Annotated in this window: 18 protein-coding genes and 1 tRNA gene; 12 read left to right on the forward strand and 7 right to left on the reverse strand. The window is 60.2% G+C overall.

Going from position 1 to position 22600, the window contains the following annotated elements; translation table 11 throughout:
• The first annotated feature begins 106 nt into the window (after nt 1-106).
• Nucleotides 107-1006 (forward strand): LysR substrate-binding domain-containing protein, encoded by a 900-nt coding sequence (locus ABID97_RS21730; RefSeq protein ID WP_354400665.1) that lies wholly within the window; start codon nt 107-109, stop codon nt 1004-1006.
• 35 nt (nt 1007-1041) lie between these two features.
• Here the strand turns inward: ABID97_RS21730 and ABID97_RS21735 are convergent, their stop codons facing one another.
• The 3 genes from ABID97_RS21735 to ABID97_RS21745 are packed head-to-tail and all read right to left on the reverse strand — an operon-like array spanning nt 1042 to nt 3421.
• Complete coding sequence (locus tag ABID97_RS21735; protein WP_354400666.1) at nt 1042-1863, reverse strand: MetQ/NlpA family ABC transporter substrate-binding protein; 822 nt, start codon at nt 1861-1863, stop codon at nt 1042-1044.
• 27 nt (nt 1864-1890) lie between these two features.
• Nucleotides 1891-2553, reverse strand: coding sequence for a methionine ABC transporter permease (locus ABID97_RS21740; protein WP_354400668.1), 663 nt, complete (start codon nt 2551-2553; stop codon nt 1891-1893).
• Nucleotides 2546-3421, reverse strand: a complete 876-nt coding sequence (locus ABID97_RS21745) for a methionine ABC transporter ATP-binding protein (RefSeq protein ID WP_354400670.1) — start codon at nt 3419-3421, stop codon at nt 2546-2548. Before ABID97_RS21745 ends, ABID97_RS21740 begins: the two co-directional genes overlap by 8 nt.
• A 240-nt stretch (nt 3422-3661) precedes the next feature.
• Between ABID97_RS21745 and ABID97_RS21750 the strand changes: the two genes are divergently transcribed.
• The 11 genes from ABID97_RS21750 (at nt 3662) to ABID97_RS21800 (ending at nt 16655) form a co-directional block, all read left to right on the forward strand.
• Nucleotides 3662-4483: a MetQ/NlpA family ABC transporter substrate-binding protein gene (locus ABID97_RS21750; protein ID WP_354400672.1), complete on the forward strand. Its 822-nt coding sequence runs from the start codon at nt 3662-3664 to the stop codon at nt 4481-4483.
• A gap of 123 nt (nt 4484-4606) precedes the next feature.
• The gene (locus tag ABID97_RS21755) at nt 4607-5794 is read left to right on the forward strand and encodes a Fic family protein (protein WP_354400674.1); all 1188 of its coding nucleotides are present in this window, start codon (nt 4607-4609) and stop codon (nt 5792-5794) included.
• Between the two features lie 135 nt (nt 5795-5929).
• Nucleotides 5930-7034 (forward strand): peptide chain release factor 2 gene (gene prfB, locus ABID97_RS21760; RefSeq protein WP_354400675.1). Its coding sequence is split into 2 segments (ribosomal slippage): nt 5930-6010 and nt 6012-7034, totalling 1104 coding nucleotides; the frame shifts between segments, so codons are not numbered across the junction.
• 3 nt (nt 7035-7037) lie between these two features.
• Nucleotides 7038-7727: an HAD family hydrolase gene (locus ABID97_RS21765; protein WP_354400677.1), complete on the forward strand. Its 690-nt coding sequence runs from the start codon at nt 7038-7040 to the stop codon at nt 7725-7727.
• Nucleotides 7711-10419: an aminopeptidase N gene (gene pepN, locus ABID97_RS21770; RefSeq protein WP_354400679.1), complete on the forward strand. Its 2709-nt coding sequence runs from the start codon at nt 7711-7713 to the stop codon at nt 10417-10419. Before ABID97_RS21765 ends, pepN begins: the two co-directional genes overlap by 17 nt.
• Nucleotides 10420-10439: 20 nt before the next feature.
• On the forward strand, nt 10440-11456 hold the full coding sequence (locus ABID97_RS21775) for a class 1 fructose-bisphosphatase (protein WP_354400680.1): 1017 nt from the start codon (nt 10440-10442) through the stop codon (nt 11454-11456).
• Between the two features lie 25 nt (nt 11457-11481).
• Nucleotides 11482-11557 (forward strand) — tRNA-Thr (locus ABID97_RS21780).
• Nucleotides 11558-11950: 393 nt separating this feature from the next.
• Nucleotides 11951-13576: an ATP-binding protein gene (locus tag ABID97_RS21785; RefSeq protein WP_354400683.1), complete on the forward strand. Its 1626-nt coding sequence runs from the start codon at nt 11951-11953 to the stop codon at nt 13574-13576.
• 1 nt (nt 13577) lies between these two features.
• Nucleotides 13578-14402: an HNH endonuclease gene (locus ABID97_RS21790; RefSeq protein WP_354400685.1), complete on the forward strand. Its 825-nt coding sequence runs from the start codon at nt 13578-13580 to the stop codon at nt 14400-14402.
• On the forward strand, nt 14395-16218 hold the full coding sequence (locus ABID97_RS21795) for a DEAD/DEAH box helicase (RefSeq protein ID WP_354400687.1): 1824 nt from the start codon (nt 14395-14397) through the stop codon (nt 16216-16218). The genes ABID97_RS21790 and ABID97_RS21795 overlap by 8 nt, the downstream gene beginning before the upstream one ends.
• Entirely contained in the window at nt 16215-16655 is a 441-nt protein-coding gene (locus ABID97_RS21800; protein ID WP_354400688.1) for an EcoRII N-terminal effector-binding domain-containing protein, read from the forward strand. Before ABID97_RS21795 ends, ABID97_RS21800 begins: the two co-directional genes overlap by 4 nt.
• 22 nt (nt 16656-16677) lie before the next feature.
• On the opposite strand, the gene ABID97_RS21805 is transcribed toward ABID97_RS21800, so the two are convergent.
• From ABID97_RS21805 to dcm, 4 genes are all read right to left on the reverse strand, one after another.
• The gene (locus ABID97_RS21805; RefSeq protein WP_354400689.1) at nt 16678-18792 is read right to left on the reverse strand and encodes an AIPR family protein; all 2115 of its coding nucleotides are present in this window, start codon (nt 18790-18792) and stop codon (nt 16678-16680) included.
• A 208-nt stretch (nt 18793-19000) separates the two neighbouring features.
• A complete protein-coding gene (locus ABID97_RS21810) occupies nt 19001-20389 on the reverse strand; it encodes a type II restriction endonuclease (RefSeq protein WP_354400690.1) in 1389 nt (462 codons plus the stop codon).
• A 3-nt stretch (nt 20390-20392) separates the two neighbouring features.
• Nucleotides 20393-20884 carry a very short patch repair endonuclease gene (locus ABID97_RS21815; RefSeq protein WP_354400692.1) on the reverse strand — a complete coding sequence of 164 codons (492 nt, stop codon included), beginning with the start codon at nt 20882-20884 and terminating at the stop codon, nt 20393-20395.
• A gap of 1 nt (nt 20885) precedes the next feature.
• Nucleotides 20886-22133 (reverse strand): DNA (cytosine-5-)-methyltransferase, encoded by a 1248-nt coding sequence (gene dcm / locus ABID97_RS21820; RefSeq protein WP_354400694.1) that lies wholly within the window; start codon nt 22131-22133, stop codon nt 20886-20888.
• Nucleotides 22134-22600 lie beyond the last annotated feature (467 nt).

Here is a 22600-nt window from a genome sequence, read left to right on the forward strand (position 1 = left end):
CCGCTGGCGGTTGCAAGCGGCATGGCTGTAGTTTGGAAGCAGGAGGCCCGTTCGATAATCCGTCCAGCGCTGCACGAGCTGTGCAATAAACCGCACAATCAGCCCCATGACCGATCCCGACCTCTCGGACCTCGGCGCCTTCATGGCGGTGACGCGGGCGCGCAGCTTCCGCGGCGCCGCGGCGCTGCGCGGCGTGTCGCCCTCTTCCCTCAGCGAAGCCATGCGCCGGCTCGAGGCGCAGCTGGGCGTGCGGCTGTTGAACCGCACCACGCGAAGCGTCACGCCCACGGAAGCCGGCCAGCGGCTGCTGGAACGCATTGCGCCGGCGCTCGACGACATCTCGGGTGCGCTCGACACCCTCAACAGCTTTCGCGACAGCCCCACCGGCACGCTGCGGCTCAACGTGCCGACCATCGTGACGCAGCGCGTGCTGCCGCCGCTGGCCGCCCGCTTCCTGGCCGCGCACCCCGGCATCACGCTGGAGGTGACGACCAACGACACCTTCATCGACGTGCTCGCGGCCGGTTTCGATGCCGGCATCCGCTACGACGAAAGCATTGCGCGCGACATGATCGCGGTGCCGCTCGGCCCGCGCGTGCAGCGCTTCGTGGCGGCCGCTTCGCCGGCCTACCTGGCGGCGCACGGCACGCCCCGGCACCCGACCGACCTGCTGCAGCACGCGTGCATCGGCCATCGCTTTCAAAGCGGCGTGCTCGCGGCATGGGGCTTCGTGCGCAAGGGCAAGACCGTGCGCATCACGCCCAGCGGCCCGCTGGTGGCGTCGATGATCGATCTGGAGCTGCACGGGGCCGAAGCGGGCCTCGGCCTCATCTACACCTTCGACGAGTACCTGCGCCCGTCCATCGACCGCGGCGCGCTGGTGCCGGTGCTCGAGGAATGGTGGCAGAGCTTCTCGGGCCCGTTTCTCTACTACCCGAGCCGCACGCACATGCCGGCGCCGCTGCGCGCGTTCGTCGACTTTCTGAAGGCCGAGGCGAAGGCCTGAGCCGGGCGGCGCGTGCCCGCCACGCGTGGATGCAACTACTGCAGGAAGGCTGGCTTGGCGTAGCCCTGGAACTTGCTGTCGACCACGGCCTTGAACTCCTTCGAGCGGTAGGCCTCGGCGATGTCCTTGGCCCATGGCGCATTCTTGTCCGCGCTCTTCACGGCCACCACGTTCAGGTAGTGGTCGGGCGTCTTCTCCAGCACCACGGCTTCTGTGAGCTTGAGCCCCGACGAGATCGCGAAGTTGCCGTTGACGATGGCGTACTCGGTATCGCCCAGCGAGCGCGGCAGTTGCGCCGCTTCCAGCGGAATGAACTTCAGCTTCTTCGGGTTCTCTGCCACGTCTTTTTCAGACGCGCGCAGCGGATCGACGCCGGGCTTGATGGTGATGAGCTTGTTCTGCTCCAGCAGCACCAGTGCGCGGGCCAGGTTGCTCGGGTCGTTGGGCAGCGTGAAGCGATCGCCCTCCTTCACTTCGGCCAGCGTCTTGCGCTTGGTGGAGTACACGCCCAGCGGCGCGATGGGGCCTTGCACCAGCTCCGCGAGGTCCAGCTTCTGGTCGGCCGAGAACTTCTTCAGGTAGACCTGATGCTGGAAGAAATTGGCATCGAGCGAACCCTGTGCGAGCGCAAGGTTGGGCTGCACGTAGTCGTTGAACTCGACCAGCTTCACCTTGTAGCCCTTCTTCTCGAGGATGGGCACGATGCCGGCCTTCAGCTGGTCGATGTTGGAGCCGGCGGTGCCGCCGATCACGAGGTTCTTCCTGGCCTCCTGCGCCTGGGCGAGCGAGAGCCCGCCGAAAGAGAGTGCCACCAGGGACAGGGCGAGGACGGAACGGCGAAGCAATGCGGTTTTCATGGGATCAGAAAAGGAAGAGGAAAAAAATCAACGCTTGTCCAGCCTGCGCGCCGTGGTGTTGCCCACGAACTGCAGGATCTGCACCAGCACCACGAGCAGCGCCACGGTGAGCACCATCACGTCGGTCTGGAAACGGTAGTAGCCGTAGCGGATGGCCAGGTCGCCGATGCCGCCGCCACCCACCACGCCGGCAATGGCCGAGTAGGAAAGAAAGCTCACCGCCAGCACCGTGAGCGCCAGCACCAGGCCCGCGCGCGCCTCGACCACCAGCACGCGCCACACGATCTGCAGCTCCGAGGCGCCCATGGCGTGCGCCGCCTCGATCACGCCGCGCGGCACTTCGCGCAGGCACTGGTCGACCAGCCGCGCAAAGTACGGAATGGCCGCGAAAGACAGCGGCACCGCAGCCGCCAGCGGCCCGATGGAAGTTCCCGCGATCACGCGCGTGAACGGCACCAGCGCCACCAGCAGGATGATGAAGGGGAACGAGCGCACGGTGTTCACGATCCAGTTGAGCACCAGGAACGCCGGCCTGTTGTCGAGCGACTGGCCCGGCCCCAGCAGGAACAGCAGGATGCCCAGCGGCCCGCCGATGAGCACCGCGGCCGAAAGGCCGATCGCCAGCATCAGGAAGGTCTGGCCCGTGGCCACCCACAGCTCGGGGAGGATGGGGGCGATGTTCTCAAACATAGGCCACCTCTTCCGGATTGCGCTGCAACGACGGCGCGCGGACGTCGATGGCTTCTTCGCGCGCATCGCGTTCGCGGCGGCGCACCAGCGCATCGATCTCGCGGCCCAGCGCAGTCTTGCGCGCTTCGCTTGGTGCGTCGAGCACCGCGAACTGCTCGACCAGCCGCCCCTTCTCCAGGATGGCAACGTTGCGGCACAGCACCTCCACCACCGAGAGCTCGTGCGTCACGATCACGATCGTCACGCCGATCTTCTGGTTGATGTCGCGCAGCGTTTCGAGCAGCGCGCGCGTAGTCTCGGTGTCGAGCGCGGAAGTGGGCTCGTCGCACAGCAGCACCTGCGGCCGCGGCGCCAGCGCGCGCGCAATGGCCACGCGCTGCTTCTGCCCGCCCGACAGTTGCGCCGGGTAGGTGTCGATCTTCTCCGCCAGGCCCACGAGTGCCAGGCATTCGCGCACCCGCGCATCGATCTCGGCGCGCGAATGGCGGCCGTGGATCTTCAGCGGGAACGCCACGTTGTCGAACACCGTGGCGTTCTGCAGCAGGTTGAACTGCTGGAAGATCATGCCGATGTGCTGGCGCGTGTCGCGCAGCTCGCGGCGCGAGAGCGTGGTGAGGTCGCGCCCGCCGACGAAGACCTTGCCCGCATCAGGCCGCTCCAGCAGGTTGATGAGGCGCAGCAGGGTCGACTTGCCGGCGCCGCTCTTGCCGATCAGGCCGAACACGTCGCCGTGATGGATATCGAGGGAGAGCGACTCGACAGCGTCGAACACCTCGCCGCTGGGCAGTGCGAAAGATTTCTGCACCGATTGAAGACGGATCACGGGCTCGGCATTGCCGCGGGCCGCATCGGACGAAGGGTTGCTCATGAAAAAGGCTGCGGGCCGGCATGGCGCCGACCGCGAAGGTTTGCAAAAGGGGCCGAGTATGAAAACAAGTGCGCCCCGAGGGAACGAACAAATCGGCTCATGCTTATTCGTTGAACGGCATAAGGCGGGCGGTGCGTGGCCGGCAGATGCCATATCGATATGCGCATTCGTTCGTTCCGGATCGGGCCCGGCGGTGCCACATTCGCGCCTTCCTTTTTCTTGTGATCGCACGGATTTTTTATGCAGAACTTTCTTCGCCGCCGCAGCCTTCTTCTTGCCACCCTGGCCGCCGCGCTTTTCTCGGGCAGCGCCGCTTTCGCGCAGCAGGACAACAACAAGAACACCGTCAAGGTCGGCATCTCGGTCGGCAGCGCCGAGCAGGTGTTCGACGTGGTGAAGAAGGTGGCCGAAAAAGACGGCCTGACCATCCAGCTGGTGGTGTTCAACGACTACCAGCTGCCCAACGCGGCGCTGGCCTCCGGCGACCTGGACGCCAACGCTTTCCAGCACCAGCCGTTCCTGGACAACCAGAACAAGGCGCGCGGCTTCGACATCGTGCCCGTGGGCTTGACCATCACCGCGCCGCTGGGCTTCTACTCGCGCAAGATCAAGTCCATCGACCAGCTGCCCGACGGCGCTTCGGTCGGCATCCAGAACGATCCGTCGAACGGCAACCGCGCGCTGCTGCTGTTGCAGTCCTCCGGCCTCATCACCCTGAAGCCCGAGGCCGTGAGGAACAACACCGCCACGCCGCTCGACGTGGTGAGCAACCCCAGGAAGCTCAAGCTCGTGCCGCTCGACGCCGCCCAACTGCCCCGCTCGCTCGACGACCTGGCCATTGCCGCCATCAACAACGACTACGCCGAGAAGGCCGGCCTCTCGCTGAACAAGGATGCCGTCATCAAGGAATCGGCCAAAAGCCCCTACGCCAACCTGATTGCCGTGCGCCGCGCCGACAAGGACAAGCCCTGGGCCAGGCGCCTGGTGGCGGCGTACCAGTCGCCGGAGGTGAAGAGCTTCATCGAGAACCAGTTCAAGGGGTCGCTGGTTCCGGCGTTCTGAATGCGGCATGCATACCGGAAGTATAACTGCCACTACGCACCATTAAGTATTTGATAAATAAGGCTTATTGCGATACTCTAAGGAGAATTTCAACCGGAACTGATGCCACTCTCCCCGAAGCCTTTGCTGGTCTACGACCAACCCCATCAGTTCGAACCGCTGCTGCCGACGCAAAAACTCGCCGAACTGGGCGAAACAACGCGCCGGATATTCGACAAGTCATCGCAACTGAAAGGCTCCGCGAGTCCGCAAGCCCGTGCGGCGCTGCGCGAGATCGTGCGATCGATGAACTCGTACTACTCGAACCGCATCGAGGGACAAAGCACGCATCCCATGAACATCGAACGGGCGCTCCGGCGCGACTTTTCGGACCAGCCGGATGTCGCCAAGCATCAGCGTGTAGCGTTGGCGCATATCGAGGCAGAGCGGGAGCTCGAAGCGTCGGTGGACGCCGAAGCAGAAACGCTGAGCAGCGGCTTTCTCAAGAAGGCGCACGCAAGCCTCTACGGCCGGCTTCCCGAGGCGGACCGCCTGACCGACGACGGCCGGCTCATCGCTCCAGGGGCCCTGCGCACGCACGACGTTTCAGTGGGCCGCCATCAGCCGCCGGCATGGCAGTCGATCCCGCGGTTCCTGAAAAGGATGGACGAGGTCTACGGCCGCCTCAAGGGCGTCGATGCGGTGATCTACACCGTGGCAGCCGCTCATCAGCGCATGGGCTGGACGCATCCGTTCGAAGACGGCAACGGGCGCGCGGTCCGGCTCCAGACCCATTGCGCATTGCACTTGATCAGCGGCGGTCTCTGGTCTGCCAATCGCGGGCTCGCTCGCGATCGCGAGCGCTACTACCAGATGCTCGACAACGCAGACAGTCCGAGACAGGGAGATCTCGACGGCCGCGGCAACCTGAGCGAAAAAATGCTCTGGGAATGGTGCCGGTATTTCCTGGGACTGTGCGAAGACCAGGTCGATTTCATGTCGTCCATGCTCGACCTGTCAAAGCTCAAGGACCGGATGCGTGCCTATCTGCTGGTCCGCGGCGCCACGAGCGGCATGAACGAATACCGCGAGGAAGCGCTGCTTCCACTGCATACCACTGCTGCCGTCGGGGCGGTTTCGCGCGGCGAGTTCATCCGGATGACCGGGCTGGAAGAGCGAACCGCACGAAAAGTGATCTCGCGCTTCATCAAGGATGGGCTCCTGAAAAGCGACAGCCACCGCTCGGAGGTGAGCATTGCTTTTCCGCTCGAGTCACTCGGCATTCTCTTTCCCAACCTGTACCCTGAAGCGGGAACTGCGGTTCTGGAATGAGCCGCGCCATTTCGGGAACCGCCCCCATCCCAGCCTTCCCCCAGAGGGGGAAGGAGCAATACAGGGGTGTTCCAAGGCGGGTCATCGGTCCATGAGAAAATGTCCGGTTTCCCCCGAACACAGTCAGGACACCCCATGGACGCAGAACAAATCAACCAAATCGGCGCAACCCTCGCGGACCTGAGCGCCCGGACGGCCGATTTACGGAGGTATCTTTGACTACGATGCCAAATCCGAACGCCTGAGGACGGTCAACGCATCGCTTGAAGATCCCAACGTCTGGAACGACCCTAAGAAGGCCCAGGAGCTGGGCCGCGAGAAGAAATCGCTCGACGACGTGGTCGTGACGCTCGACCGGCTCACCAGCGGCCTGTCGGACAACACCGAGCTGTACGAGATGTCGAAGGAAGACGGCGACATGGACGGCTTGCAGTCCATTGCCGATGACGCCGCGGCGCTCGAAGCCGACATCAAGCAGCTCGAATTCCGCCGGATGTTCAACAACCCGGCCGACCCGCTCAACGCCTTTGTCGACATCCAGGCCGGCGCGGGCGGCACCGAGGCCTGCGACTGGGCCAGCATGCTGCTGCGCCAGTACCTGAAGTACGCCGAGCGCAAGGGCTTCAAGACGCAGATCGAGGACGAAACCCCGGGCGACACCGCGGGCATCAAGGGCGCGACCATCAAGGTCGAAGGCGACTATGCCTTCGGCCTCCTGCGCACCGAGACCGGCGTGCACCGCCTGGTGCGCAAGTCGCCGTTCGACTCGTCGGGCGGGCGGCACACCAGCTTTGCCTCGATCTTCGTCTACCCCGAAATCGACGACTCCATCGAGATCGAGATCAACCCTTCGGACGTGCGCACCGACACCTTCCGCGCATCGGGCGCGGGCGGCCAGCACATCAACAAGACCGACTCGGCCGTGCGCCTGACGCACATTCCGACAGGCATCGTGGTGCAATGCCAGGACGGCCGCAGCCAGCACAGCAACCGCGACGTGGCGTGGAAGCGCCTGCGCTCGCGCCTGTACGACCACGAGATGCGCAAGCGCCAGGAAGAGCAGCAGAAGCTCGAGGACAGCAAGACCGACGTGGGCTGGGGCCACCAGATCCGCAGCTACGTGCTGGACAACAGCCGCATCAAGGACCTGCGCACCAACGTCGAAGTGTCGGCCACGCAGAAGGTGCTCGACGGCGACCTGGACGTGTTCATCGAAGCCTCGCTGAAGCAGGGCGTCTGATCGATGAGCCTCATGCACGACAAGGTGGAAGCCCTGATCTTCGACATGGACGGCACCATGATCGACTCCATGCCCTGGCATGCGCGCTCATGGGTGGAGTTTGTGGCGCGCCACGGGCTCACGCTGGACGTGACCGACATCCTCGCGCGCACCACGGGCCGCACCGGCGCCGAGTGCATGCGCGAGCTGTTCGAGCGCGATCTTTCAGACGCCGAATGCCAGGCGCTGGTGCACGAGAAAGAAGAAATCTACCGTGCCATGTTCAGCGACAACTTCACCGAGGTGGCCGGCTTCACGGCCTTTGCCAAGGCCGCCGTGGCGCGCGGCCTGAAGGTGGCCGTGGGCACGGCGGGCGACCGGCACAACATCGAGTTTGCGATGTCGCGCCTGAAGATGGACCCGCTGCCCTTGGCCATTGTGGGTGGCGACGAAGGCTTTGCCGGCAAGCCCACGCCCGAGATTTTTTTGGAGGCCGCGCGCCGCATCGGCGTGGCGCCTGCGCGCTGCATCGTGTTTGAAGATGCGCCCTTCGGCATCGAGGCCGCACGCCGCGGCGGCATGCGTGCCGTGGCCGTGTGCAGCACCCATACCGCCGCCGAGCTTGGCGGCCCCCATGTGATTGCCGCGGTTCGCGACTACGACGAACTCGCCCATTCCAACTTTCTGGAGACACTCGATGCTGCTGCAGCGTGACGCACAAGGGCAACCGATTGCCATTCGCCGCGAAGACTATGCCCCTCCGGCATTCTGGATCGACACCGTCGACCTGACCTTCGACCTGGACCCCGCCAAGACCCGCGTGCTCAACCGCATGCAACTGCGCCGCAACCCCGACGCGCCGGCCCAGCCGCTGCGCCTGGACGGCGACGAGCTGAACCTGGCGCGCGTGCTGGTCAACGGCCAGGGCGCATCGTTCCGCATGGAAGGCGAGCAGCTGGTGCTGGACGGCCTGCCGTCCGCTGAAGAAGGGGCCTTCGAGCTCGAGATCTTCACCACCTGCTGCCCCATCAAGAACACCAAGCTGATGGGCCTGTTCGTGAGCGAAGACACCTTCTTCACGCAGTGCGAGGCCGAAGGCTTCCGCCGCATCACGTACTTCCTGGACCGCCCGGACGTGATGGCGATGTACACCGTGACCTTGCGCGCGAGCAAGGCCGCGTATCCGGTGCTGCTGTCGAACGGCAACCTGGTCGAGCAGGGCGAGCTGCCCGAAGGCCGCCACTTTGCCAAGTGGGTCGACCCCTTCAGGAAGCCCTGCTACCTGTTCGCGCTGGTGGCCGGCAAGCTGGTGGCGCGCGAGCAGCGCATTACCGCGCGCAATGGCAAGGAGCACTTGCTGCAGGTGTACGTGCGCGCCGGCGACCTCGACAAGACCGAGCATGCGATGAACTCGCTGGTCAACTCCGTGCTGTGGGACGAAGTGCGCTTTGGCCTGCCGCTGGACCTGGACCGCTTCATGATTGTTGCGACCAGCGACTTCAACATGGGCGCCATGGAGAACAAGGGCCTGAACATCTTCAACACGAAGTACGTTCTGGCCAACCAGGCCACCGCCACCGACGCCGACTACAGCAACATCGAGAGCGTGGTCGGCCACGAGTACTTTCACAACTGGAGCGGGGACCGCGTGACCTGCCGCGACTGGTTCCAGCTCTCGCTGAAGGAAGGCCTCACCGTCTTCCGCGACCAGGAGTTCAGCCAGGACCTGTGCGCCGATGCTTCGGCGCGCGCCGTGAAGCGCATCGAGGACGTGCGCGTGCTGCGCACCGCCCAGTTCCCTGAAGACGCCGGCCCCATGGCCCACCCGGTGCGGCCCGACAGCTACATCGAGATCAGCAATTTCTACACCGTCACCATCTATGAAAAGGGTGCCGAGGTGGTGCGCATGATGCAGACGCTGGTCGGGCGCAAGGGCTTCGAGAAGGGCATGACGCTCTACTTCGAACGCCACGACGGCCAGGCCGTGACCTGCGACGATTTTGCGCAGGCCATTGCCGACGCCAACCCCGATTCGGAACTGGCCCGCCTGCTGCCGCAGTTCAAGCGCTGGTACAGCCAGGCCGGCACGCCGCGCCTGGCCGCCCACGGCGTGTACGACGCGCAGAACCGCAGCTACACGCTCAGCGTGGTGCAAAGCTGCCCGCCCACCCCCGGCCAGCCGGGCAAGGAACCCTTCGTCATCCCCCTGAACATCGGCCTGCTCGATGCCAGCGGGCGCGAGCTGCCGATGCAGATCGAAGGCGAAGAGCACATCACGCACGGCACGCGCACGCTGGTGCTTTCGCGCGCCGGCGAGCAGATCACCTTCGTGGGCCTGGAAGCCGAGCCCGTGCCGTCGATCTTGCGCGGCTTCAGCGCGCCGGTGATCCTGGACTTTGCCTACAGCGACGCCCAGCTGCTCACCCTCCTGGCCAACGACCCCGATCCGTTCAACCGCTGGGAAGCCGGCCAGCGCCTGGGCCTGCGTGCTGCGGTGCAAGGCATTGCCGCGCAGGCGACCGACACCACCCCGGTGCTGAACGACGCCTACATCGACGCCATGCGCAGCGTGCTGCGCAACCCGAGGCTCGATGCTGCGTTCAAAGAGCTGGTGCTCACGCTGCCTTCTGAAACCTACATTGCCGAGCAGCTCGACGTGGTCGATCCGCAGCGCGTGCACCTGGTGCGCGAAGCCATGCGCGCGCAGCTGGCCGCCGCCCTCTTCCAGGACTGGCAGCAGGTCTACGAAGAGAACCACGACACCGGCGCCTACACGCCCGACCCGACCTCGTCGGGCCGCCGCGCGCTGGCCGGCATGGCGCTCAACTTTCTGTGCCTGGCGGCGCGCGCTTCGGGCGACACCGTGTGGCCCGGCAAGACGCTGCAGCGCTTCAAGGACGCCGGCAACATGACCGACCGCTTCAACGCGCTCAACGCGCTGGTGTCGTCGGGCCACACGCTGGCCGCGCAGGCGCTCGCACGCTTCCACGCCCTCTTCAAGAATGAGGCGCTGGTCATCGACAAGTGGTTCTCGCTGCAGGCCGGCGCGCCCGACCGCGGCGGCGACGTCTTGCCGCTGGTCAAGCAGCTGATGAAGCACCCGGACTTCTCCATCAAGAACCCGAACCGCGCCCGCAGCGTGATCTTCAGCTATTGCAGCGCCAACCCCGGCGCATTCCACCGCCCGGACGCGGCCGGCTACGTGTTCTGGAGCGAGCGCGTCATCGAGCTGGACGCCATCAACCCCCAGGTGGCCGCCCGCCTCGCCCGCTCGCTCGACCGCTGGAGCAAGCTGGCCGAGCCCTACCGCAGCGCCGCGCGCGAAGCCATTGCCCGCGTGGCCGCCAAGCCCGACCTGAGCAAGGACACGCATGAAGTCGTGACCCGCGCCCTGGCCGGAAACTAACCAAGGAACCTACCAAGCACATGGCTCAACAACAGAAGATCTCCCTCACCCGCTACCTCGTTGAACAGCAGCGCGCCGACGGCCTCATTCCGGGCCAGCTGCGCCTCTTGCTCGAAGTGGTCGCCCGCGCCTGCAAGAGCATCAGCCAGGCCGTCAACAAGGGCGCGCTGGGCGGCGTGCTCGGCACCGCCGAAAGCGAGAACGTGCAGGGCGAAATCCAGAAGAAGCTGGACATCATCGCCAACGAAGTGCTGATCGAGGCCAACGAATGGGGCGGCCACCTGGCGGCCATGGCCAGCGAAGAGATGGACAGCATCTACGTGGTGCCCAACCGCTACCCGCAGGGCGAATACCTGCTCATGTTCGACCCGCTCGACGGCAGCAGCAACATCGACGTGAACGTGAGCATCGGCACCATCTTCAGCGTGCTGAAGAAGCCCGACGACACCCCCGGCGTGCAGGAAGCCGACTTTCTGCAGCCCGGCACCCAGCAGGTGGCCGCCGGCTACTGCATCTACGGCCCGCAGACCACCCTGGTGCTCACCGTGGGCAACGGCGTGGCCATGTTCACCCTCGACCGCGAGCAAGGCAGCTTTGTGCTCACGCAGGAAGACATCCAGATTCCGGCCGACACCAAGGAATTTGCCATCAACATGAGCAACATGCGCCACTGGGACGAGCCCATGAAGCGCTACATCGAAGAGTGCCTGGCCGGCAAGGAAGGCCCGCGCGGCAAGGACTTCAACATGCGCTGGATCGCCAGCATGGTGGCCGACGTGCACCGCATCCTCATGCGCGGCGGCGTCTTCATGTACCCGTGGGACAAGCGCGAGCCCGAAAAGGCCGGCAAGCTGCGCCTCATGTACGAGGCCAACCCCATGAGCTGGCTCGTCGAACAGGCCGGCGGCGCCGCCACCAACGGCAAGCAGCGCATCCTCGACCTCAAGCCCACCAAGCTGCACGAGCGTGTGAGCGTGATGTTGGGTTCGCGTAACGAAGTCGAGCGTTTGACCAGGTACCACGCCGAGAAGGCCTGAAGCTCTTGCTATAATCGCAGGCTTAGCCGGTGTAGCTCAGTCGGTAGAGCAGCTCATTCGTAATGAGAAGGTCGGGTGTTCGATTCATCTCTCCGGCACCAAAAAGTTAAAAAGCCCCGCTATCACTGGCGGGGCTTTTTCGTTTGCGTCCTCGCACTCGGCGACCACTGTTGTTGCTCCGAAAGCCTTGTAGCCCCCGCTTATTAGGGCACGCAGTTCGGGAAGTTCTTCGCATCCTTTATCCGGAGCTTTCGTGAACTTCCGTTGGCACTCTTGAGCTCCCCCCTTTTTTTGCACTTGTCCTAGGGACGTCCCTAAGAGGTAAGCTACGTTACGCCACATTCTGAAAGTGAATGTAAGATGTTGTTTCCGACCGTTGCGCACATCTGCCCGGAAGTTTCAGAACTGGGATCCCCGGAATCAGCCTCATTGGCGCGCGAACAGAAGACGTTTCGAATATTCAGTGGAGCTTGGAGAAGATGGAACAACACAGCATGGCCGATCTCATAAACGAACCGGATCCATCGAGACTGATCTTCGGCTTGCGCGACACGGGCTACAACGTACGCACTGCCGCTGCAGACATCATCGATAACTCGATTGCGGCGAAAGCCGATCGCATTAACGTCGAAATCATTCTGCGATCTGACGGGCGGAAGATTGTCTACTTCGGCGACAACGGCGAAGGTATGGATGCAGACGGAATTTACCGTGCAATGCGCTATGGTGCCCCCGAGCGTGACAATCCAGAGAGTCTTGGAAAGTTTGGTTTGGGCCTGAAGACAGCATCGAGTTCAATATGTCTCAAATTCACTATTATTTCAAGAAAGTCAGCTAACCACCAGTTGGAGAAGCTTGCTTGGGACCTGGATCATGTTGCCAAGCAAAGACGATGGGAAATGCTGCGAGAGCCAGTAACTCCCGATGAACTTGAGGCATTTGAAGAGTCCTGTGGGGACCATGGGACATTAGTTGTCTGGGAAAAATGCGATCGAATACTCTCCAAAGATTACGACGCGGGAGGGACAAGAGAGCAGGCGGCAATCAAACGTCTTGGAGAGACACTGAGCAAACACCTTGCTCTTGTTTATCACCGCTTCCTTGACAAGAAAGACGCGCGCGAGCGGAATATCGAGATTTTTGTTAATCAGCTTATAGTTACGCCATGGAATCCGTTCTATCCCGAACGAGCAGAGCAAGTCCTTCCGGAGAAAAAGCAAAACTTGGTGGTGGAGATGCCGGATGGCTCGGAACAGGTCGCGAAAATCTGTGCCTGGATACTCCCTCACCGGAGCGAAATGAGCAAAGCCGAGGAGCAGCTATACGCACGCATTTCCAATAAAGCACAAGGCTTTTATGTCTATCGCGAAGGCCGGCTCATTCAAGATGGAAGCTGGATGGACGTGTTTGGCGCGCCGGAGCCACACACCTCGTTGTTGCGGATCGAGTTCGATTTTGGCCATGCTCTAGACGATGCGTTTCGCATTGACGTCAAGAAGTCACGCATTCTCTTTCACCCTGACCTCGAAGACGGCCTGCGCGAACTTCTGCAACCCGTCTACCGAGAAGCGGGAAAGCGCTACCGGCGACAGACGCGCGACAAAAATACGCAGCAAATTGATCACACCAGCGCGAACAAGAACATCGCCGATACAGCGAATGCCGACAAGCCGCAAGTCACGTCTGTAGACAGTGTGACCCAATCTGCAGTGGTCTCCAACAATCTGGGTGCCAAGATCAAGCTCAAGCTTGCTGTCCAAAACAATGTGAGCCCCGAAACCATACATGTGGATGCGGTTGATAGCATCACCACAGGGGAACTCTGGCAGCCGGCAATGCGCAGTTCCGGAGAAGTAGGACACGTACCGGCGGTATTGCTCAACAAGCATCACGACTTTTACCAAAAGATTTACCAGCGAGCTGCTGCGAATGGCTTTGCCGTCGAAGGAATGGATTTATTGCTCTGGGCATTTGCCGTTGCCGAGCAGAACAATACCAACGCAGAGATGGAGCCAATATTCGAAGACATCCGGGCCGAAATCTCGAACAATCTGAGAAAGCTGCTGCGCAATATCCCAGATTTGGAGCCCGGGGACTTGGCTGCTGCCGACGAGGAATGAAATGCTTCTCGGCAAGAAGGATCTGATCATCCAAGCCCTCCAGCAGGGAACCGGCGCTGCAATCGACGCGGCTCTAACGCATGGAGGACTGCGCACTGGGATCAGGATCTGGTTCGGAGATCTGGACGAAAAGCATGGGCCGGTGGCTGAGTTGCGTCCGTACGGATTAGCCGGCTATCGTGTCGAACTCACCTTCGGAGGCTACTCGCGACCGGTGATCGACAAGATTCGCAGCGCTTCCCCAGAAGACGTGCAACTTGCCAGAGCATTGGTGGAGTCTATCCGCAGCGATGTTGAAGTCCAGATTCCGAATCAGGAACTCTCCCATTGGACGGTCGACCACGGCGCCTTCAGGATGATCGCCACTATCCGCCTCAAGGATCAGTCGAGCGAAGACGTTGCGCTAGTCAAGACCTGCAACGACGTGATCGTTCCGATCATGGCCGCAATGGCGGAACTCATCGGATACGACGTGATAGCTGAGTCCACACAAGACGAGTCACCGGCGATCGAAGGAGCGATCCTCCAATCGGTGGTAAATCGCAGGGAGCGAAATCCTCGGAACAGACTACTTTGCATCCGCATTCACGGCGAGAGATGCGCAGTCTGCGATATCGAGCCGCAACGAATCTACGGGAGCGCGGGGGACATCATCGAAGTTCATCACCTTGAGCCTCTCGCATTGACGACAACCCCAAGACCTTACGACCCGCGAATCGATCTGGTGCCTGTGTGCCCAAGCTGCCACAGAGCTCTTCACACCAGACGACCGGTGCCTCTCTCGCTTGAAGAGTTAAAGGTGCTGGTGGAGTCGCCCGATGGTTGACCTGTCTATCTTTCCGCATTCGTTTGAGGAGCTGCGCCTCAGTCTTCCAGAGGGTTTTTCACTTTCCGAGCGTCTGCTCGATCCAGTGATTTCTATCGACAGGCGCGGAGACACCATCGTTGCCAGCCTTGCGGGTATTCGGGTTGTCCGAGGCGAGCGCCAAGTCCACGTTGCGCCCAGCAACCGCCATACATGGGTTGCAGACGGCACGACTATCCGTCCTTTGCCGCGTGATTCGGCTGCCCAGTTCTCAAGCATGTTGCAGGGCGCAAATCCGGACAGCCTTTCCTATGGTGAGTCCTTGCGGCTCGTGCAGCAGGTATCAGTTGGTATTGCGGCGGAGATCCGAGAGAGCCTCCTTGAACCTGGACGAATTGCAGCAGAGCGGTATGCCGGAACGATTTCGGTGCCGGGCCTGAATGCGACGCTGTTTCCCTATCAAGCACGCGGCGTGCTCTGGATGCGGGAGACCATCGGCCGTATGGGCGGACTGATACTTGCTGATGAAATGGGTCTCGGCAAAACCCTGCAGATTATCGCCCTTCTCCAGTTGGAGCCCCCGCTCATCTTGGCACCTGCATTGATCGTGTGCCCGACGAGCCTAATCGCAAACTGGGTCCGCGAAATCGCCCGATTCGCTCCAACGCTCAGTGTAATGGTGCACCGAGGCGCAAACAGGGCTGGAATTTACCGAGACCTCCAGATAGCGAATGTCGTGGTCACAACCTACGACACGATGGTGAACGACATTTCCATCTTCTCGTCCTTTGAATGGTCATGGCTAATTTGCGATGAAGCACAGGCAATCAAGAATCCCGATTCGAACCGTCGAGGTGCAATCAGTCGAATACCACGCCGCAGGTCCATTCCAATGACGGGCACTCCCGTCGAGAACAGCCTCTTGGATCTCTGGTCACTGACAGATTTCTGTATTCCCGGACTTCTCGGTTCACGTCACGATTTCGAAGCTAACTACCCCGACAGCATTGAATCTGCGCAAGCGCTGGCAGTCGTCACTGATCCGATCGTGCTCAAGCGGAAGGTCGCCGATGTTGCCAGCGATCTCCCCGAGCGCATCGATATCGACGTGCCACTAGAGTTGGACAGTGATCTTGCAGAGCACTACCGCAGCGTGAGGAGGGCCACTATGGCCAAGTACCCTACCGCTGGGGCGTTAGTCGCTACGCTGCAGCTGCAGCTTGTCTGCGCTCATCCTTGGCTACGTAACTCGGATCAGGACACAGACCCGTTGGCGGAGAACGCCAACCTCGTACGCGTGCCTGCCTATCCCCTCATAACCCCAAAAATGGAGCGTTTACTCGCTATCCTTGGTGAGGCTTTTCTCAATCAGCAAAAAGTGATCGTCTTTGCACTTTTCAACCGTATTGGTGAACTCGTTCGCGAAGCGATGCCGGCCAGTTCCCTGATCCACTGGGACGCAATCAACGGGTCCACGCCTCAAGAGGAGCGCCAACTTATCGTTGACCGGTTTACCGCGCATGAAGGACCTGCCTGCCTGGTCCTAAATCCCAAAGCAGCGGGTACAGGACTGAATATCACTGCGGCCACGATCGTGGTTCATTTCACCCCCGTCTGGAATCCTGCGATCGAGGCGCAAGCAAGTGCGCGCGCGCACCGCCGAGGACAAATCAAGCCGGTCACGGTCTTCCGCCTTTTTTATAAGGACACGGTGGAAGAAGTCATGATCGACCGCTCGCTCTGGAAGACCGAGCTGGCGAATGAAAGCGTACCTGTCTCTACGAGAGACGCCGGCGACTTCAGACGAGCTCTCGAAATCGAACCAGGAAAGCCATGACTGTCATCACTTTCCGTAAAACACTAAGCGCCAACGATGTAGGTGCAACCGGCGGGCACCAAGGCGGAGTTCTCATCCCCAAAACCAATCTTGAACTGCTCGCGTTCCTGCCGGAGCTCGAGCCGACCATCAAGAATCCTGACGCTTGGATCGATTGCATTGATGAGATTAGCAAGCCCCGACGGTTCAGGTTCGTCTACTACAACAATTCGCTGCACGGGGAGAATGGAACTCGCAACGAATATCGCATTACCTACATGACTCGCTACTTCCGCGAATGCGGTGCGCGTACGGGCGACACGTTCGAGATTTCCCGCGGCAAAGGTCAAGTTCGCTACTCAATAAGGGTAGTCAAGCAGCAAGTCGTACCACCCGCAAAGTCCGAGGAAGACAGAGTCCGCATCAAGATTTCATCTACTTGGCAGCGCGTGCACTGATCGATGACGCGTTCCGGAATCTTTAGTGGACGCGATTCCACCCTCCAATTCTGACCCTCGGCGCCTCGTTTTCATCCCGGTAACCATTACCTCGCGCCTGCCCCAAAATCTGCAGCGCGGCAATGGATTGCCGTTCGGAGGGGATCCGCCCGTTTGCGGCCGAGCACGCTCGAATGATGCTGATCTCTCGCGACGAGAACGAGCCGTTTCCTTCACCCCATGCGCGCAGGCGCGTCCAAAAATCATGTCCCGCTGATACGACCTTTGACTGTGCTTCGATGCCAGAGATGAATGCAGCTTCTCGCCGCCCCTCCCTAACCGCCGCGCGTGCGTCCTCAGCTTCAACAAGGCACTCGCGCAGTAATGGGCCGTACTCGATTTGCTGTTGTCGGAGCCGTTCCCAACATGCTTGCTTCTTCGCCCATTCTGTGGTGTTCTTGATCCCAAGAATAGGTTCGGTAAGGACAATAGAAGCAGCCTCGGCAGCTTTCAGGAGCGAGGCTCCGAGGGACTCGGCAACGGTTTGAATCTTCCAGACAGCGTCAAGATCCATGATGCAGCCAGTTGCTTCGGCATCCGCCGCGAGTTTCGCGATCGCATAAGTGACGATGTTCGCGCGGTAGCCCCCAGGATACCAGCTCTGCTTGGGAACAGCCTTCTCAAGGTAACGAAATACGATCAGCTTCGCAATGAGCCTACGATACCAAGTCTCATCGAAGCGCGCATTGCTTTTCGTCCACGCTTCACCCGTATCCTTAGCAAATTCCGCGAAGTTCTTCTGCGCTCCCTTGCTCACCGTTTCCGGCTTGCAGCGGAAAGAGTATTCCACTTTGGCGAGATCTGTTTTCGCAAAAAACTGCTCTTTGGGGAAACTTATATCAAACTGACGCTTCTCTGCGTCCGAACACTTTGACCGCTCGACCAGATACTGCCCACGTGCTCGCTCATAAAACCAGTGTGTTTCCCGATTCGAGCCTTCCAGTGCAGGGGCAAGCACTTTTCGGGAATACTCCTCTATGCGCACATGGAACGGATGATTCGAGAAAAAATCCGCTGCACTCACTTTGTTCTGGCTATTCGCGTTTTGAGAGATTCTGGGGACTATTTCTTCGGACCGAGAAGGGGGCACTACCGTCAACTTCATCTGCACATGAAGATTCTTCAGGCTGACAGGTGACAGTCTTTTGGCGGCGTGAAGTGATGCAGTAGTCTGGCCGCCATTCACGATCTGCAGGTTTTTGGCCGATACGATGCGTAGCCCCTCTTGGGATTTTTCCGTCGTAACCTCTTCTGCTGTTGCGGAAAGGCCGTTGTTATAGGAGAAAAACATCCCGGGCTCATTCTTGATCGTGTCCCGAATCCCCTGATTAACCTTGCCTCTGGCCTGCAGAAAGCTACGAACATTCGACTCAAGAAGACGTGCGCCCCATTTGTCGTAAATCTCCGCTAACTGCGTGCCTGGAATAACCATCAGATAGCTCTCTAATTCATTGTCGTGTCGGGAGGCCGCGAGCGCCGGAACCGCGCCGCCATAGTCACTACTGAAGTCGATCACCAGCCCTTCATGCGCCTGCCCGGACAACTCATAGCGGTGGAACCTCGAAAGATCCCAGACGTTGTACGTCACTGCTACTCCATTCAGGAGACCTGCGTGTACTGCGTCGGTCCTCGCGCTGTACACGGCATTCGTAACGAGGATCAGCTTGACCTTAGAAATTGTGGTCCATGTCAGTGCAATCGTTTCTGCGAGGCCTGACACCGGGCTGCCGCTTCGAAGTGAGCCACGAAAATCTTCTTGGCGACAACAAACCAGAAAATTAACGAGGTGACCGAAAAGCCGCTTCGTATCCGCGGCGTTCACTGTGACCAGCTCTCCTGCGCCGTGGAAGTCGCAGATTATGACGCTCAGCACGCCGTCCGAATCCCGCGGATCTCCTCCGCTCCCATCTACACGGATTGTCTTGACGCCGCTCGTTCCTTCAAAACCGGCCCTTTCAACCATCTCGATCTCTCCGGCTGACTCAAGTCGCGCGGCCATGTGCTCGAAGAAGACCTCTGCAGGTTCAATACCGCTGTCTGCGACCTCCCGCGAAACGGCCTCTTGGAGTGCTTCGCCAAATTCCGCGATGGTGCTCAAGTCCGCCTCCAGATGCATCAGGATGTACAAAGAAGTTGTATTCTGCAACGGCACTTCAGAGTTGCAAAGCCTGACCAACCCTTCCGGTCCTGCTCAGGCGGGACCTACTCGGGACACCTCAACTTGACAGCACTTCGAATGTTGGATAGCCCTTGCCGCGAAAGACACCCAAGACCTATCGCGCCGCAACATGGCATGCAGCTTCGAATCAGATGATCAGCCCTCGGGATCGCCACAAGGGGTAACGCTCCTTGCGGACCCGTGTCCGAAAGAACTCTCCGAATGCAATCACATTGGCCTGTTGTCGATACACAGCAGCATCCGAAACCTTTAACGACTCGGGCACGACAAGAGTGATGCCTGCTTCGCCCATTTCGCCAATAGCGCTTGCAGCAACGTTTTCGTCAACCGTTGCGAGATAGAGCTCGCAGTCGCGAATCTCAGCGTGAACCTGCTTCCAGCGCTCACGTAGCGTCGTCTTTGCGCTGAGCACCAAAGCCTCTTCCCGCATGCGAGTTGCATCGGCGTACAGACGGATGTCAGGAAGTACGAAGTCCGGCCGCTTCTTCGACTCGATCACCACCTGAGCCTCGTAAGGGATACCCCCGTCCTTCAATAGCCGTTCGATGTGGAGTTCGAAGGATTTGCCCGCCCGAGACTTGCGCTGCTGAGCAGCAGACAGTAGAACCTTGTCGATACGTGGGAACTCGGTAATCAGGGCCCGCAGGCTCCGTTCCACAGACATGCTCGCGTTGTTCATACCGAGCACAATGCGTATCAGCTCCATCGATCTCGCCTTGAGTTCAAAGTCTCTGAACAGTCTGTACTCGATATCGCGGCTGATGTGCATGACTGCGTCGCCCGGGGCACCCAGCGCAAAGGGATCCAGTGACTGCAGTTTGTTGGCTTCAAGATACTCCCGTTGCGCCATCGCCGCCATCTGACCGGTTCCTGGAATAACTGCATGGAACTGAGCGAACGCATCCAACGTCCCTGCGCGCCATGCGAGAACGGCCTGCTCAACATAACCCAGCACGCGGTCCTCGGAATTCTTCGCCGCGACTTCAGGGATGAAGGATCCGGAAATGAAGTCCGATCCGAAACGGAAGAGATCGCGCAGATAGTCAACGCCGGCACCACCCGAGTCCGCAACGAGCGCAGTGAACCGGAACTCACCCGTCCGCAGCCGCTTGCGCGCAATGACGAGAAACGATGCCGGACTAACACCTAGGAACGGATCTTTAACCACATTGGTAAGGTGTGTCTCCTGTCCTTTGCTGGTGTAGTGAACAAGACGTGCTGTCTTCGTCTCGGCGACTTGGGGCCATTCAAGGTCAAACCATATTTCGCGAATCGGCGGCTCGCCGCCTGGCCGGTCCTTCATTCCGAGTGGGGGAAAAAATCCGCTGTCACGGTCCTCACGCGGAATGTAGACACCACCTTGGCGTGCCAGCGGGTTCTCGCTCCATTGCCAGTCATTGAGTGAAAGCTTTTTGAGGTAGACCAGCTCCGCCCCTTGAAGAACGTCAACAAGGTCATCGATGAGCGCTTCTGGCTCTACGGCGCGCAGGCCATCCCTCAACAAATTGCGAGTCATTCGCTAAATCTCCTTGCGCACGGGGTTCGCCGAGAGCACATCGGACAGAGGCCCCCTGAGATCCAGATTACCGGAACCTTTGCGTATCCATTCCTCAAGCTGGTCGAGCAGATCAACAAAGCCTTCCATTGGCCGGTTGCGAATCGAACACTCCCAGACGACCGCGGTGCGCCACCCTAGCGCGTGTAGCGCCTCAAGGGACCTGACGTCGCGCACCCGGTTAGCTTCGATCTTCGCCTGCCAGAACTCAGTGTTCGAAGCAGGCAAGCGAAAGAACGGGCAGTCATGGCCATGCCAGAAGCAGCCATTCATGAAGATGACTGCCTTTGCCCCGCTGAAAGCCATGTCTGGCCTGCCGGGCAACATGCGGTTGTGCAGCCGATAGCGCAGACCCCGTGCATGCAGCGCCTTACGCACCACCAGTTCGATCTTCGTGTCGCGTCCCCGGATGCCCGACATCATCCGGCTGCGCGTGGCACGGTCGACGATATCCACTTCAAGCCAGCGTGAGCTGGGCCGCGTTCTTCTGTTCTTCGATGAGAGTCACGATAGCTGGCTTCATAGCCGCCGCGGCTGCCGCCATGACCGGCATCACCACTGAATTGCCGAACTGCCGATATGCCTGCGTGTCGCTCACGGGAATGATGAAGTCTTTTGGAAAGCCCATGAGACGGGCGCATTCACGCGGCGTCAGTCGGCGCGGGTTTTTCCTGCTTCCCTGCGAAACGAGAATTTCGGAACCGTCTTTGTGATACCGCGCGGACAGCGTCCGTGTCACGGAACGTCCGTCGACCAGACCAAAGCCGAAGCCGTTGCCAGCTGCCTTGTGCTTGGCTGCATAGGCTTGAAGATAGGTCCAGAGGTTGTCTGTCAACGTGTAGCGCTCAGCCACCTTACCTTTGGGTCCTGTCGTGTAAGGCTCCTCAGCTTCTTCGCTGCCATCTTGCGGATGCAGGATCGATTTCAAGCGAGGGCCGTGCTCAGGCAGATGAACATCGCTCCAGCGGAAACCTGCGTCACGGCGGAAGCCAGCGATCAGGATGCGTTCGCGATGCTGTGGCACGAAATGCTGGCCATCAACCACACGGTATTCAATGTGATAGCCGAGCTCCTTTTCAAGCGTCTCCCGGATGATGCGGAAGGTATTTCCTTTGTCGTGACCGATAAGGTTCTTGACGTTTTCCAGTAGAAACGCTTTAGGCCGTTTAGCCGCCAGGATGCGCGCCACATCGAAGAAAAGCGTGCCCTGCGTCTTGTCCTTGAAACCGTGATCGCGACCAAGAGAGTTCTTCTTGGAAACCCCAGCAATCGAGAACGCTTGGCAAGGAAAGCCTGCCAGCAACACATCGTGATCGGGAATGCTGTGCTCATCGACCTTGGTGATGTCACCTTCAAAGTGGTGATCGTGTGAAAAATTCGCCTTGTAGGTCTTCACGGCGAAAGGATTCCATTCGCTCGTGAAAACGCATTGCCCGCCTGCCATCTCGAAAGCCTTGCGATTGCCACCGATGCCTGCGAATAGATCGATGAACGTGAAGTCTGCAGCAGGGCTGGCCGCCTTACGTTTCTCGGCGGCCAGGATGTTACGGATGGCAGGCATCTCTAGCGCAGAAGGATGCGTCTCTTGTCGTTCCCAGCGACCGATTGTTTTGGGATCGAGATCGAGGAGTTCGGCGAGCTCCTTCTTGTTAAATCGCGTCAGCGCGTCGCGCAGGATATCGAGGAAGTCGTTCGAGTTGCCCATGTGTATGCTCCAATATCTGGGAAGAATAGCAGACAGGATGTCTTTTTTACGTCCTACTGTATTTTTTTCCAGTATTTCGGGCCGCAGGAACTATCCAGGAGCTCTGCTCCACACTAACGATGAAGAGCCAGACAAGCTTTTTCAAACCGACAAGCGACTGCATGCACTTGACGTCACGCGTATGGCAAGTCTGGGGGCCAAGCGGTCTTCATTTCGATCTGTAGCAAATTGGCAGCCTCGGCCGCCAGATCCGCCGCAATCCACATGATGTTGTCCCGATGCCTAGCCCCGATCACGTCGAACCACTCACTCCCATCCCCATAGCAGCAACTCAACAGCGATTGCAATTGGGACAACTTGTTCTCAAGAATGTCTGATGCGTCCAAGGTGGGCTCCCGCTTTTACTAAGTATTCCTTAGTGTAGCGAGCACCAGAAACTTTGAGCATCCCTGATCGAATTTGTTAGG

Origin of the sequence: Variovorax sp. OAS795 (assembly GCF_040546685.1) — a bacterium.
Taxonomy (GTDB): Bacteria; Pseudomonadota; Gammaproteobacteria; order Burkholderiales; family Burkholderiaceae_C; genus Variovorax.